Consider the following 13,068-nt stretch of genomic DNA (forward strand, 5'->3'; position numbering starts at 1 on the left):
GCACCAAGACCGTGCTCACCGAGGTCGAGGGCGTGGCGCGGCATCTGCTCGACGATCCGTCCTGCGCGCTCGGCCTGGCGCCGATCAAGGACGAGCAGAAGCTTGCCGATGTGCTGACCGCCCAGGGCAAGTCGGCCAAGCGGCTGACCGAGATCGACGGCATCAACTATTCGTCAGGAGACAAGCTTGCGCTCGGGCTTTACCGGGTGGCGCCGTGATGAATAGCCTCGGGCATCGAATGCCCCTATAGACTCGCGCCAAAGCCATGTCCGCCGCGCCCTTTGCCCTTTACCGCCGCTCGCTCGGCAATTTCCGCGACACGATGTCGATCGTGATGCGACGCTTTGCCGTGCGGCCGGCGCGCTATCCGCGAATCCTATGGAGCGTCTGGCTCATAGCCTGGGTGCTGCTCATCATTGCGACCTTCCTGCGCCTCGACGCTGGCGCAGGCGAAATGCGCGGCGAATGGTCACCCGGCTTCGTGCGCTACACCGATTTCTTCACGCAGTTCGGCCTCGGCGGGTGGTACCTCATTCCGTCAGCGCTCTGCCTCGTCGCCGCCAATCTGACGGATTGGCGCGGCCTGTCCCGGCACGGCCGGATGCTGGTCTACAACTGGACGTGCTTCGCCTTCCTGGTGCTCTGCGCCGTCGGCCTGTCCGGTCTCGCGGTCAACCTGTTGAAATACGGCATCGGCCGGGCCCGGCCGCTTTATTTCGACAGCTTCGGCGTCCTGTCGCTGCATCCTTTCGCCATGGATGCGCGCTTCGCCGGCTTTCCCTCCGGCCATGCCACGACGATGGGTGCGGTGTTCGGCATCCTGCTGCTTTTGTTCCCGCGCCGCTGGTATATCGCGCTGGCGGTCACCGCCTGCATCGCTTCGACCCGCGTCTTCGTCGGCGCGCATTATCCAAGCGATACGGTTGCGGGCTTCGGCCTAGGGCTGGCGTTTGCTGTTGCCTCGGGGCTGGTTTTCGCCCGGCTCGGTTTCATCTTCGGCCAGACAAGCGCGAAGCTGCCGGTGCGCAAGCGGACATTCCGGCTGGCACCCTCCCGCGCGCCGAGAGGCAGGACTTCGATGGCCGGCCCGGTCGAAGGCGGCGAGATCGGCGCCGACCGGACGCCAACCCATTAAAGCTCTTCGACTGTACAGCTTTCCCGCTTAGCGCAGCCGCTTCGGCCGCGGATCCGCGAGTTCGCCGGCGAGGCGCCGGTCGAGATAGTCAGCGCATTCGTGGATCAGCAACTCGGCGTCATTGGCGAAGAAATGGTTGGCGCCGGGCAGCGTCTTCTGGGTGATGGTGATGCCCTTTTGCGTGTGCAGCTTGTCGACAAGCCCCTGCACGTCCTTGGGCGGCGCCACCTTGTCTGCATCGCCATGGATGATCAGGCCGGATGAAGGGCAGGGCGCCAGGAACGAAAAATCATAGGTGTTGGGCTGCGGCGCCACCGAGATGAAGCCCTCGATCTCCGGCCGGCGCATCAGAAGCTGCATGCCGATCCACGAGCCGAAGGAATAGCCGGCGACCCAGCAGCTTTTCGAATCTGGATGCAGCGACTGCACCCAGTCGAGCGCCGCAGCCGCGTCCGACAATTCGCCGGTGCCGTGGTCGAACTCGCCCTGGCTGCGGCCGATGCCGCGGAAATTGAAGCGCAGCACAGTGAAATCGCGCTTTTGGAACATGTAGAAGAGGTCGTAGACGATCTTGTTGTTCATCGTGCCGCCGAATTGCGGGTGCGGATGCAGCACAATGGCGATCGGGGCGCTCTTTTCCTTCGAGGGCTGATAACGTCCCTCCAGGCGACCAGCCGGACCGGCGAAAATGACCTCAGGCATAAAATACTCCACGTGGCATATGAATGCGCTAGCCCGGAACTCTTTCGGCCCTAACTGTCCTGCGGCCCCAAACCTTCTGTGGCCTTGACGCCGGGCGAGCGTCTTCCTAGAAGCTAGTTTAGAATTGTTCAAAACTGGGAGGCCGAAACCCGATGGTCCGGCCGCCCGCGCCGCAAGCCGGGTAAATAGGACGGCTTGCCTTGCAATTTCAAGGAAATAACGCGCTATCCTCGCGGGATAGTTGGCGGAAGGACGAACTGAGCGAAAATGGCCGCAACCCGCGCCTATCTCGACTACAACGCCAGCGCGCCGCTCATTGCGGAAGCGCGGGCGGCGATGGTCGCTGCGCTCGATGCCGCCAACCCATCATCGGTCCACACCGAGGGCCGCGCCGCGCGCCGGCTGGTCGAGGACGCGCGCCGCGACGTGGCGCGGCTGGTCAACGCCAGGCCCGAGCATGTCGTGTTCACCTCCGGCGCCACCGAGGCCTCCTCGACGCTGCTTACGCCGGACTGGCAGATGGGGCGCGGCGCCATCCGCATGAGCCATCTCTATGTCTCTGAGGCCGACCATCCCTGCGTCCTCAATGGCGGGCGCTTCGCGCCGGCGCAGGTGACGAGGATCGGCGTTGACAGCAACGGCATCGCCGATATCGAGGCGCTTGCCGCTGCGCTTGCCCAGCATGACAAGACAGCCGGCCTGCCGCTGGTGGCGATCCACGCCGCCAATAACGAGACTGGTGTCGTCCAGCCGGTGGGGCGCATCGCCGACATCGTCAAGGCCGCCGGCGGGGTGCTGGTTGTCGACGCCGTGCAGGCCGCCGGGCGGATTCCGCTCGATATGTCAGACCCTTATGCCGATTACCTGATCCTGTCCTCGCACAAGATCGGCGGTCCCAAAGGCGTCGGCGCGATCGTCGCCGCGTCCGACCTGATGATGCCGCGGCCGCTGGTCAATGGCGGCGGCCAGGAGAAGGGCCATCGCGCCGGGACGGAAAACGTTGCCGGGATCGCCGGTTTCGGCGCCGCCGCGCGGGCAGCGCTTGCCGGCCTCGGCAATATGGACGCCATCGCGCGCCGGCGCGACGAGGTCGAAGCCATCGTGACCGAACTGGCGCCGGACGCGGAAATCTTCGGAAATGGCGCTCAGAGGCTTGCCAACACGACATTCTTCGCTATTCCCGGCGTCAAGGCCGAGACGGCGCAGATCGCTTTCGATCTTGCCGGCGTCGCGCTGTCGGCGGGTTCGGCCTGCTCATCGGGAAAGGTCGGGCCAAGCCATGTGCTGAAGGCCATGGGCCATGGCGACAGCCTGGGCGCCTTGCGCGTGTCGATCGGCCGCGCGACCGGCGCCGAGGATATCGAGGCCTTCCGGGCCGGGCTGGCGGGCATCGTCGTGCGCCGGGCGGGTAAGGAAGAAGCCGCCTGACGGCGGCGAAGACGAATTCAGGCCCTGCGGCCTGGTAGAGTGGTGCGTTTTGTCCTGGCCGGGTGAATTTCCGGCGGATACGCACTATATGGAGCTTACTCCGCTGCGCACCCCTGCCGGGATGCGATCACAGCGGTGCCATAGTTTGAAAACTGCCGGGCCTTGACCCCGGCGTGGATGGAGAACGCTTATGCCTGCTGTGCAGGAGACGATCGATCGAGTCCGAAAGATCGACGTCGACCAGTATAAATACGGATTCCAGACAGAGATCGAGATGGACAAGGCCCCGAAGGGCCTGAGCGAGGACATCATTCGCTTCATCTCGGCCAAGAAGGATGAGCCGGACTGGATGCTGGAATGGCGTCTGGGGGCCTATCGCCGCTGGCTGACGCTGGAAGAGCCGACCTGGGCGCGCGTCCACTATCCGAAGATCGACTTCCAGGACATCTATTACTACGCCGCGCCGAAGAGCACGCCGGGGCCGAAGTCGCTGAGCGAAGTCGACCCTGAACTGCTCAAGGTCTATGAAAAGCTCGGCATTCCGCTCAAGGAGCAGGAAATCCTGGCCGGCGTGCAGAAGCTCGCGGCGGTGGACGAGGAAGCGGAGATAGGCGACAACGTCTACAAGTCCGGCCGCGTCGCGGTCGACGCCGTGTTCGATTCGGTTTCCGTGGTCACCACCTTCAAGGAAGAGCTCGCCAAGGCGGGCGTCATCTTCTGCTCGATCTCGGAAGCGATCCGCGAGCATTCGGAACTGGTCAAGAAATATCTCGGCTCCGTGGTGCCGACCTCGGACAATTTTTACGCGACGTTGAACTCGGCCGTGTTCACCGACGGTTCCTTCGTCTTCGTGCCGAAGGGCGTGCGCTGCCCGATGGAATTGTCGACCTATTTCCGCATCAACGAGAAGAACACCGGCCAGTTCGAACGCACGCTGATCATCGCCGAGGAGGGGGCTTACGTCTCCTATCTCGAAGGCTGCACGGCGCCGCAGCGCGACGAGAACCAGCTGCATGCGGCGGTGGTCGAGTTGATCGCGCTCGACGATGCCGAGATCAAATATTCAACGGTGCAGAACTGGTATCCCGGCGACGCCGAGGGCAAGGGCGGCATCTACAATTTCGTCACCAAGCGCGGCGACTGCCGCGGCGACCGCTCGAAGATCTCGTGGACGCAGGTCGAGACGGGTTCGGCCATCACCTGGAAATATCCGAGCTGCATCCTGCGCGGCGACGATTCCTCGGGCGAGTTCTATTCGATCGCGGTGTCGAACGGCTATCAGCAGGTCGATAGCGGCACCAAGATGATCCATCTCGGCAAGAACACGTCGAGCCGCATCATCTCCAAGGGCATCGCCGCCGGCTTCTCGCAGAACACCTATCGCGGCCAGGTCTCGGCGCACCGCAAGGCGGCCAACGCGCGCAACTTCACCAATTGCGACTCGCTTTTGATCGGCGACCAGTGCGGCGCGCACACCGTGCCTTACATGGAAGCCAAGAACGCGACGGCGAAGTTCGAGCACGAGGCGACGACGTCGAAGATTTCCGAGGACCAGAAGTTCTACGTCATGCAGCGCGGCATCCCCGAAGAGGAAGCGATCGCGCTGATCGTCAACGGCTTCGTCAAGGATGTCATCCAGCAGCTGCCGATGGAGTTCGCCGTCGAGGCGCAGAAGCTGATCGGCATCAGCCTCGAGGGTTCGGTCGGCTGACCGCAAAATTATTCAGGAAGAAACTATGCTTGAGATCAAGAATTTGCATGCCCGCATCGTCGATGACGGCACCGAGATCATCCGCGGCCTGAACCTGACGGTGAAAGCCGGCGAGGTCGCCGCCATCATGGGTCCGAACGGTTCGGGCAAGTCGACGTTGTCCTATATCCTCGCCGGCCGCGAGGACTATGAGGTCACCGAGGGCGACATCCTCTATAATGGCCAGTCGATCCTCGAAATGGATCCGGCCGAACGCGCCACCGCCGGCATCTTCCTCGCTTTCCAGTATCCGATGGAAATACCGGGCGTGGCGACCATGGAATTCCTGAAAGTGGCGATGAACGAGCAGCGCAAGGCGCGCGGCGAGGAGCCGCTCAAGGTGCCGGAGTTCCTCAAGCGCGTGAAGGAAGCCGCGGCTTCGCTCAGCATGGACATGAACATGCTGAAGCGGCCGCTCAATGTCGGCTTCTCCGGCGGGGAAAAGAAGCGCGCCGAGATCCTGCAGATGAAGCTGCTGGAGCCAAAACTCTGCGTGCTCGACGAGACCGATTCCGGCCTCGACATCGACGCGCTGAAGATCGTGTCCGATGGCGTCAATGCGCTGCGTTCGCCGGAGCGCGCCATCGTCGTCATCACCCACTACCAGCGCCTGCTCGAGCACATCGTGCCGGATTCGGTGCACGTGCTCTACAAGGGCCAGGTCATCAAGTCGGGCGACAAGTCGCTGGCGCTCGATCTCGAGGCCAACGGCTATGCCGGTGTGATAGGCGAAGCCGCGTGAGATGGGAGCGGTCGAGGCGAAAGTCATGAACATGCATGCACAGCCCCAGCGGACCTTGGCCGAGACGGCGCTGATCGACGCCTTTGGCGAGCGGCTGTCGCAACTGCCCGGCGACGGCGCGGTGATGGTCAAGCGCGACGACGCGATCGAGGCGATCAAGCACGGCCTGCCGACGCGCCGCGTCGAATCCTGGCATTACACGGACCTGCGCCGGTTGCTGACCAACGTGCCGGCTTTCGAAACCGACGCCGTGGCCAAGGCACTTGCGCCGGTTCTTGAAGGGTCGGCCGTGCTGCCTGTGCTGAACGGAGTCTCACAGACGAAGCTGCCGGAGGTCGAAGGCGTCACCGTGCAGCGCTTGTCGGAGAAGCTGACCGACGGAAGCGTTGCGCCGGGACTCGATCCCTATGGCGACGACGACGCGATCGGCGCGCTGAACACGGCCTTTGTTGCCGACGGCTATTTCGTCGATATCGCCGACGGCGCCGAGCTGGAAAAGCCGATCGAATTGCAGAATTTGCAGGCCGGCGGCCAATCGCATGTGCGGCTGTTGGCGCGTGTCGGGGCCGGCGCCAAGGCGGTCATCGTCGAGCGCCAGACGGGCGAGGGCGACGAGGCGCTGGTCTCGTCGGTCAGCCAGCTCGTGGTCGGCGACGGCGCGGAAGTGACCTGGCTGATCGTGCAGGAGCAGCCGGATACAGCCACGCATCTCGCCCAGTTCAAGGCGCATATCGGCCCGGATGCCAAGCTGACGCTGTTCGTGATGAATGCCGGCGGCAGGCTCGTTCGCCAGGAGGTCGTCGTCAGGACGACGGGCGAGGGCGCCGATTTCAAACTGCGCGGCATCAACCTTCTTGCCGGCGACACGCATACCGACACCACCATGGTGCTCGACCATGCCGTGCCGCACACGACGTCTACGGAAGTGATCCGCAATGTGGTGACCGGCAAGGCGCGCGGCGTCTTCCAGGGCCGCATCAACGTGCATCAATATGCGCAGAAGACCAATGCCAAGATGGCCTGCAACACGCTGCTTCTGTCGGATGACGGCGAGTTCTCGACCAAGCCGGAGCTGGAGATCTTCGCCGACGATGTGGTCTGCGGCCACGGCGCGACGGTCACCGAGATCGACCATAACCATCTGTTCTACCTGATGGCGCGCGGTATCGACGAGAAGTCGGCGCAGGGCCTTCTGGTGAAGGCGTTCGTCGCCGAAGTGATCGAGGAACTGGACGACGAAGCGCTGGTCGAAGCGCTCGAAGAGCGGCTCGACGGCTGGTTTTCGACGCACGGCTAGCGACGTAGGGCGCAGGCCCCCTCATCCGGCCGCTTCGCGGCCACCTTCTCCCCGAGGGGAGAAGAGGCGGATGCGACGTTGGTGACCTCCTCTCCCCATCGGGGAGAGGGTGGCCGGAGCGAAGCGGAGGTCGGGTGAGGGGGAGCCACATTGGAAGGTTGATTGCTGTGGACCAGAAGATCGAAACCACCCCCTATGATGTCGAGGCGATCCGCCGCGACTTCCCGATCCTGTCGCGCCAGGTCTACGGCAAGCCGCTGATCTATCTCGACAACGGCGCCTCGGCGCAGAAGCCGCAGGTGGTGCTCGACACGATCCAGCACGCCTATTCCCAGGAATACGCCAACGTCCATCGCGGCCTGCATTTTCTGTCAAATGCCGCGACCGACGCCTATGAGAATGCGCGCAAGTCGGTGCAGCGGTTTTTGAACGCGCCGAGCACCGACAATATCGTCTTCACCTCCAACACCACCTCGGCGATCAACACGGTCGCCTATGGCTGGGGCATGCCGCGGATTGGCGAGGGCGACGAGATCGTGCTGTCGATCATGGAGCACCACTCCAACATCGTGCCCTGGCATTTCATCCGCGAGCGGCAGGGCGCGAAGCTGGTCTGGGTGCCGGTCGACGATCTCGGCGCGCTTCACATCGAGGAATTCGAAAAGCGGCTGACCTCGCGCACGAAACTGGTCGCCATCACGCAGATGTCCAACGCGCTGGGCACGGTGACGCCGATCAAGGAGATCGTGCGCATCGCGCATGCGCGTGGCATTCCTGTCCTCGTGGACGGCAGCCAGAGCGCCGTCCATATGCCGATCGACGTGCAGGACCTCGACTGCGATTTCTTCGTCTTCACCGGACACAAGGTCTACGGCCCGTCGGGCATCGGCGTGCTCTACGGCAAGAAGGACAGGCTGGAAGAGATGCGGCCCTTCATGGGCGGCGGCGAGATGATCGAGGAAGTGACTGAGGATATCGTCACCTACAACGATCCGCCGCACCGTTTCGAGGCCGGCACGCCGCCGATCGTACAGGCGATCGGCCTGGGTGCTGCGCTCGACTACATGGAAAAAATCGGCCGCAAACGCATCGCGGGGCACGAGGCGGACCTCAAGACCTACGCGCACGAGCGGCTGCGGGCGATTAATTCGCTGCGCATCTTTGGCGACGCGCCGGGCAAGGGCGCCATCATCTCGTTCGAATTGCAGGGTATCCATGCGCATGACGTGTCTATGGTGATCGACCGGCAAGGTGTTGCCGTCCGCGCGGGCACGCATTGCGCCCAGCCGCTGTTGAAACGCTTCGGCGTCACCTCCACATGCAGGGCATCGTTCGGCATGTATAATACGAGGGCCGAAGTGGACGCTTTGGCCGAGGCGCTGGAAAAGGCGCGAAAGTTCTTCGGGTGATGATCATGGACGATGTGAGCGCGACCGCAGAGACTGTGCCGGAAACGGTGGGTGACAGCGTCGTTTCGGCCTCGGCGATCCCCGCCGACGAGCTGGCGCGGCTGACCGACGACATCGTTTCCGCGCTGAAGACGGTCTACGACCCGGAAATCCCGGCCGACATCTATGAGCTCGGCCTGGTCTACAAGATCGACATCGAGGACGACCGGTCAGTCAAGATCGACATGACGCTGACCGCGCCGGGCTGCCCGGTGGCCGGCGAAATGCCGGGCTGGGTCGAGAACGCCGTCGGCGCCGTCGAGGGCGTTTCCGGTGTCGAGGTCGCCATGGTGTTCGACCCGCCATGGACGCCCGACCGCATGTCGGAAGAGGCGCAAGTCGCGGTCGGATGGTATTAGGGATCGGCTTGAAAAGATTGGCTGACTTGCGCGCTAGGTGAAACTTCACCATCTTAAGGGCAGACTCATTCCGCGGGCCTTGAACCCGCGCGAAAGTGGAGAATGACATGGGACGCTTCGCCGTCATAACGATGACCGACAAGGCCGCCGATCGCGTGCGCGAGATCGTGGCCACGCGCGACAACGCGCATGGCATCCGCCTCGGCATCAAGAAGGGCGGCTGCGCCGGCATGGAATACACGATCGACCTGGTGACTGAGCCAAACACCAAGGACGACCACATCGAGCGCGACGGTGCGCATGTCTATGTCGCGCCCGAAGCCGCGCTGTTCCTGTTCGGCACCGAGATGGATTTCGAGCAGACTACGCTGCGCACCGGCTTCACCTTCAAGAACCCGAACCAGAGTTCGGCGTGCGGCTGCGGCGAATCCGTCGAATTGAAGCCCGCCGACCTCAAGGCGCTGGCAGAGGCGCGCGCGTCGGCCTGATCTTCCTTCGCCCCGTTTACGGGGAGAAGGTGGCCCGAAGGGCCGGATGAGGGGTAGGTGCGAAGTTTTGAGAGGCTGGCGCAGCCTGCCGGCGTTCGTCATTCCAAAAGCCAAGCAATTGGCGTTTCGTCCGCTTCGCGGACCACACCTCACCTCCCCGTAGAACGGGGAGAAGAAAGCTAATCGACCCACATGCCCGTGCGCTTATGCCAGTCGGCGATCGATTCCTCTGGATAGACCTCGAAGACCTTGTCCTTCTTGCCGATCACCGGCTCGACCCAGTTCGCTTTGTATTTCAGCATCAGATGCACCTTTTCCGGTGGCTTCGGCAGGTCGGTGTCGATTGCCGAGGCGAAGGGATGGACAAGCTCCGGCCAGGTCGGGTCGTAGAGCCAGAGGGCCGAGCCGCATTTGCGGCAGAAATTGCGCTCGCCGGTCGAGACCTCGCAATGCGGATGCTCGTCATCCTCGATTTCGGCGCGATAGACGCCGAGGCTGCGCTTGCCCGTGATTTTCAAGGTGTCGTAGTCGGCGCCGAGATTGATGGCGAAACCGCCGCCGCCCTGCTGCTTGCGGCAGATCGAGCAGTAGCAGAGCATGAACGGCACCGGCGTGTGGCTATCCACCTCGAACCGGACGGCGCCGCAGCGGCAGGAGCCTTTGAGCAGGACAGGCATGGCGGGAACTCCGTTTTCAGGTCTCAACCTGTCAGCATGCCTTTGGTTGCGGCGATGACAAGGCCGATGGCGGATGAGATCATCGCGCCATGGATAATACGCGCCTCGAAGAACTGTTCGAAAGCCTGGGCCCGATCAGCATCCGAAAACTGTTCGGCGGTAAGGGCATCTATTGCGACGGCGTCATCGTCGCGGTGGTAGGTGCGCGGCGAACTGCTGCTCAAGGCGGATGAGGAAACCATTCCCGATTTCGAGGCCGCCGGCTGCAGCCAGTGGACCTATACCGGCTCGCGCCACGGCAAGGACGTGGCGATGCCCTATTGGAGCGTGCCCGACGAGGCGTTCGACGATCCGGACGAGATGGCCGTGTGGGCGCGGCGTGCTTATGAGGCGGGAAGACGAGCGGGGAAGTGATTTGATCCGTTATTGAACACTACGAAGGGCACGTCGAGGCCGCCCCCTCATCCGGCCGCTTCGCGGCCACCTTCTCCCCAGCTGGGGAGAAGAGGTTGGCGCAGGGGCTGGCAGCTCCTCTCCCCTCGGGGAGAGGTCGGATTGCCCCGAATTGCTCTTCGCAATTCGGCCTTGGCAATCCGGGTGAGGGGGCCTTCGACGTGTGCCCTTACAGTGCCTTCGCGATCTCCGCCGCCAGCCGGGCATTGTTCTCGACCAGCGCGATGTTGGTCTTGAGGCTGCGGCCGCCGGTGAGTTCGAGGATCTTCGACAAGAGGAAGGGCGTCACCGCCTTGCCGGTGACGTTCTGCGCCTCGGCGGCCTTCTGCGCGGCGTCGATATAGCCGGCCATTTCGTCGGCCGGGATCTCGTCATTCTGCGGCACGGGATTGGCGACCAGAATGCCGCCGCCCAAGCCCAGCGCCTGGCGCGTGCGGTAGAAATGGGCGATGTCCCCAGGCGCCTGCAGCGTCAGCGGCGCGCGGAAGGGCGACTGCCTCGACCAGAAGGCCGGCATCGTCTCGCTGCCATGGCCGATGACCGGCACGCCGCGTGTCTCCAGCACTTCCAGCGTCTTTTCGATGTCGAGGATCGCCTTGGCGCCGGCCGAGACGACGATGACCGGCGTGCGCGCCAGCTCGTCGAGGTCGGCCGAGATATCAAAACTCTTTTCGGCGCCCTTGTGGACGCCGCCGATGCCGCCGGTGGCGAACACTTTTATGCCGGCCATGTGCGCGGCAATCATCGTGGCCGCAACCGTGGTGCCGCCGGTGCGCTTTTGAGCGACCGCGAAGCCGAGATCGGCGCGCGACAGCTTCATGGCGTCGCCCGTCATGGCAAGCGATTCGCGTTCGCCGTCGGAGAGGCCGATCTTGATGCGGCCGTCGACCACGGCGATCGTCGCCGGCACCGCGCCGGCATCGGCGATGATCTGCTCGACCTTGGCCGCCATGGCGCCATTGTCGGGGTAGGGCATGCCGTGGGTGATGATGGTGGATTCCAGCGCCACCACGGGCCGGCCGGCGGCAAGGGCCTCCGCCACGGGCGGGTGGACATCGACGAAGGGGCGGGTGGTTTCCGGCGTCATGGCTGTTCTCCGACAAGGAGGAAGTAGATTGTCGATGGCCCTATGCCACCTCCCGTGCCTCCGGCACAAGGGCAAGCGCCTGCCTGAAATTGGCGGTCGTGAGGGACGGCACGGCCTCTGGACTCTCGATGGCGAGCATCGCCGCCGCGGCGCCCTCGCGTAGCGCGGCACGCAGCGGCAGCCCGCGCAGCAGGGCGGCGACCGTCGCGCCGGTCAGCGCATCGCCGGCGCCGGTCACGTCGGCGACCCGGCGCGGCGCGGGCGGGTCGATTTCGAAGATGCCGGCGTCGTCGAAGCCCAGCACCGGAGCGCTGCCGGCCGTGATCACGCCGGCGTTCAGGCCGACCTGCCTGAGTGCGTCGACAAGGGCTTCTCCTGACATTTCGGCGCCAACCAGCGCGGCGGCTTCGCGGCGGTTCATGAAGAGCAGCGACAGATCACTGAGCAGAGGCGCCAGGCGGACGACCTTGGCTGGCGAGACGGCGATGGCGAAGACCGGCCGGTCGCCGGCGAGCGCAACCAGGCGCTCCAGCGCCGCGGTCGGCAGGTTGGCGTCGCACAGGATGGCGTCGGCCGCGGCGATCGCCTCGCGCACCTTGGAACGCCTCATCTGCTTGGGGAAGGCGAGGTCGTAGAGCGCCATGTCGGCCAGTCCGACGATCAATTCGCCCTCGGCGTCGATCAGCGCCGTGTAGCTCGGCGTCGTGCGGTCGAGGAACACCACCGAGAGGTCCGTTATCCCGGCGCTGTCGATCGCCGAGGCGACCGTGTCCGCTGCCGCGTCGCCGCCGCGCACCGAGATCAGCGAGGCCGACACGCCGCGCTTCACCACGCTGCGCAGCGCGTTGAAAACGACGCCGCCGACATCCTCGCGCATCATGCCGGGGTTGGAGGCGGCTGGCACATAGGTGCCCGAGACCTGGCCGCGCCGGTCGATATGGGCGCCGCCCAAGGCCAGGATCGTTGGGGCCAGGATAGTTGGGAATGTCGGCATTTCGGGTCGCTGACTTTCATTGATCGTGCGGCTGCGCACACTAGGTTTCCCCGGGTCGCCCTGCAATCGGGGTCGCGATTCGGGATGGCCGGACATCGAAATCTCTTCTGGACCAGCGGTTGTGCTCCGCACTAGCCCTGGTGATACAAAAATAGAACAAATCCAGATATTGATTGTTTTTCAAATATTTGTAGCCCCTTGCCAAATGAGAACAAAAAAGGTACAAAACAGCAGGGATCACGGATTGTCCGGCCTTCATTGACGACCAAGGGGTGATGTATCATGGCTCAGAATACTTTGCGGCTTGTAGAGGATAAGGCAGTGGACAAATCAAAGGCTCTGGACGCGGCGCTGTCGCAAATCGAGCGCGCTTTCGGCAAGGGCTCGATCATGCGGCTCGGCGCCAACGAGCAGGCGGTCGAGATCGAAACCGTACCGACCGGCTCGCTCGGCCTCGATATCGCGCTTGGCGTCGGCGGGCTGCCGCGTGGCCGGATCGTCGAGATCT

At 63.9% G+C, this 13,068-nt stretch carries 12 protein-coding genes and 3 pseudogenes; 11 read left to right on the forward strand and 4 right to left on the reverse strand.

Going from position 1 to position 13,068, the window contains the following annotated elements; genetic code table 11:
• Together EOA27_RS04695 and EOA27_RS04700 are read left to right on the forward strand one after the other, a co-directional pair.
• Positions 1-218: pseudogene (locus EOA27_RS04695) on the forward strand (glycosyltransferase family 39 protein); the annotation flags it as partial.
• A gap of 47 nt (positions 219-265) precedes the next feature.
• On the forward strand, positions 266-1,135 hold the full coding sequence (locus EOA27_RS04700) for a phosphatase PAP2 family protein (protein ID WP_126082464.1): 870 nt from the start codon (positions 266-268) through the stop codon (positions 1,133-1,135).
• A 27-nt stretch (positions 1,136-1,162) separates the two neighbouring features.
• Here the strand turns inward: EOA27_RS04700 and EOA27_RS04705 are convergent, their stop codons facing one another.
• Positions 1,163-1,837 carry an alpha/beta hydrolase gene (locus EOA27_RS04705; protein WP_095818525.1) on the reverse strand — a complete coding sequence of 225 codons (675 nt, stop codon included), beginning with the start codon at positions 1,835-1,837 and terminating at the stop codon, positions 1,163-1,165.
• A 267-nt stretch (positions 1,838-2,104) separates the two neighbouring features.
• Between EOA27_RS04705 and EOA27_RS04710 the strand changes: the two genes are divergently transcribed.
• The 7 genes from EOA27_RS04710 (at position 2,105) to sufA (ending at position 9,349) form a co-directional block, all read left to right on the forward strand.
• Positions 2,105-3,265: a cysteine desulfurase family protein gene (locus EOA27_RS04710; RefSeq protein WP_126082465.1), complete on the forward strand. Its 1,161-nt coding sequence runs from the start codon at positions 2,105-2,107 to the stop codon at positions 3,263-3,265.
• A gap of 190 nt (positions 3,266-3,455) precedes the next feature.
• Entirely contained in the window at positions 3,456-4,976 is a 1,521-nt protein-coding gene (gene sufB, locus EOA27_RS04715; protein ID WP_126082466.1) for a Fe-S cluster assembly protein SufB, read from the forward strand.
• 25 nt (positions 4,977-5,001) lie between these two features.
• Complete coding sequence (gene sufC, locus EOA27_RS04720; protein ID WP_042644485.1) at positions 5,002-5,757, forward strand: Fe-S cluster assembly ATPase SufC; 756 nt, start codon at positions 5,002-5,004, stop codon at positions 5,755-5,757.
• 25 nt (positions 5,758-5,782) lie between these two features.
• Complete coding sequence (sufD, locus tag EOA27_RS04725) at positions 5,783-7,054, forward strand: Fe-S cluster assembly protein SufD (RefSeq protein ID WP_126082467.1); 1,272 nt, start codon at positions 5,783-5,785, stop codon at positions 7,052-7,054.
• A gap of 167 nt (positions 7,055-7,221) precedes the next feature.
• The gene (locus tag EOA27_RS04730; protein WP_126082468.1) at positions 7,222-8,463 is read left to right on the forward strand and encodes a cysteine desulfurase; all 1,242 of its coding nucleotides are present in this window, start codon (positions 7,222-7,224) and stop codon (positions 8,461-8,463) included.
• Positions 8,464-8,468: 5 nt separating this feature from the next.
• Positions 8,469-8,861, forward strand: a complete 393-nt coding sequence (locus tag EOA27_RS04735; RefSeq protein ID WP_126082469.1) for an SUF system Fe-S cluster assembly protein — start codon at positions 8,469-8,471, stop codon at positions 8,859-8,861.
• A gap of 107 nt (positions 8,862-8,968) precedes the next feature.
• A complete protein-coding gene (sufA, locus tag EOA27_RS04740; protein ID WP_126082470.1) occupies positions 8,969-9,349 on the forward strand; it encodes a Fe-S cluster assembly scaffold SufA in 381 nt (126 codons plus the stop codon).
• A 179-nt stretch (positions 9,350-9,528) separates the two neighbouring features.
• On the opposite strand, the gene EOA27_RS04745 is transcribed toward sufA, so the two are convergent.
• Positions 9,529-10,026, reverse strand: a complete 498-nt coding sequence (locus EOA27_RS04745) for a GFA family protein (RefSeq protein ID WP_126082471.1) — start codon at positions 10,024-10,026, stop codon at positions 9,529-9,531.
• 89 nt (positions 10,027-10,115) lie between these two features.
• On the opposite strand from EOA27_RS04745, the pseudogene EOA27_RS04750 reads away from it, so the two are divergent.
• Positions 10,116-10,440, forward strand: a pseudogene (locus tag EOA27_RS04750) (TfoX/Sxy family protein).
• A gap of 208 nt (positions 10,441-10,648) precedes the next feature.
• On the opposite strand, the gene EOA27_RS04755 reads toward EOA27_RS04750, so the two are convergent.
• Both EOA27_RS04755 and EOA27_RS04760 read right to left on the reverse strand, forming a co-directional pair.
• Positions 10,649-11,566 (reverse strand): pseudouridine-5'-phosphate glycosidase, encoded by a 918-nt coding sequence (locus EOA27_RS04755; protein ID WP_126082472.1) that lies wholly within the window; start codon positions 11,564-11,566, stop codon positions 10,649-10,651.
• A 40-nt stretch (positions 11,567-11,606) separates the two neighbouring features.
• Positions 11,607-12,560, reverse strand: coding sequence for a carbohydrate kinase family protein (locus tag EOA27_RS04760; protein WP_126082473.1), 954 nt, complete (start codon positions 12,558-12,560; stop codon positions 11,607-11,609).
• A gap of 282 nt (positions 12,561-12,842) precedes the next feature.
• On the opposite strand from EOA27_RS04760, the pseudogene EOA27_RS04765 reads away from it, so the two are divergent.
• Positions 12,843-13,068, forward strand: a pseudogene (locus tag EOA27_RS04765) (DNA recombination/repair protein RecA); the annotation flags it as partial.

The sequence above is a fragment of the Mesorhizobium sp. M2A.F.Ca.ET.037.01.1.1 genome (assembly GCF_003998075.1).
Classification (GTDB): domain Bacteria; phylum Pseudomonadota; class Alphaproteobacteria; order Rhizobiales; family Rhizobiaceae; genus Mesorhizobium.

Coding starts and splice junctions, on each gene's coding strand:
- EOA27_RS04760 (WP_126082473.1), bottom strand. CDS start 12,560: ATGCCGACATTCCCAACTATCCTGGCCCCAACGATCCTGGCCTTGGGC.
- sufA (WP_126082470.1), top strand. CDS start 8,969: ATGGGACGCTTCGCCGTCATAACGATGACCGACAAGGCCGCCGATCGC.
- EOA27_RS04735 (WP_126082469.1), top strand. CDS start 8,469: ATGGACGATGTGAGCGCGACCGCAGAGACTGTGCCGGAAACGGTGGGT.
- sufD (WP_126082467.1), top strand. CDS start 5,783: ATGAACATGCATGCACAGCCCCAGCGGACCTTGGCCGAGACGGCGCTG.
- EOA27_RS04710 (WP_126082465.1), top strand. CDS start 2,105: ATGGCCGCAACCCGCGCCTATCTCGACTACAACGCCAGCGCGCCGCTC.
- sufB (WP_126082466.1), top strand. CDS start 3,456: ATGCCTGCTGTGCAGGAGACGATCGATCGAGTCCGAAAGATCGACGTC.
- EOA27_RS04700 (WP_126082464.1), top strand. CDS start 266: ATGTCCGCCGCGCCCTTTGCCCTTTACCGCCGCTCGCTCGGCAATTTC.
- EOA27_RS04755 (WP_126082472.1), bottom strand. CDS start 11,566: ATGACGCCGGAAACCACCCGCCCCTTCGTCGATGTCCACCCGCCCGTG.
- sufC (WP_042644485.1), top strand. CDS start 5,002: ATGCTTGAGATCAAGAATTTGCATGCCCGCATCGTCGATGACGGCACC.
- EOA27_RS04745 (WP_126082471.1), bottom strand. CDS start 10,026: ATGCCTGTCCTGCTCAAAGGCTCCTGCCGCTGCGGCGCCGTCCGGTTC.
- EOA27_RS04705 (WP_095818525.1), bottom strand. CDS start 1,837: ATGCCTGAGGTCATTTTCGCCGGTCCGGCTGGTCGCCTGGAGGGACGT.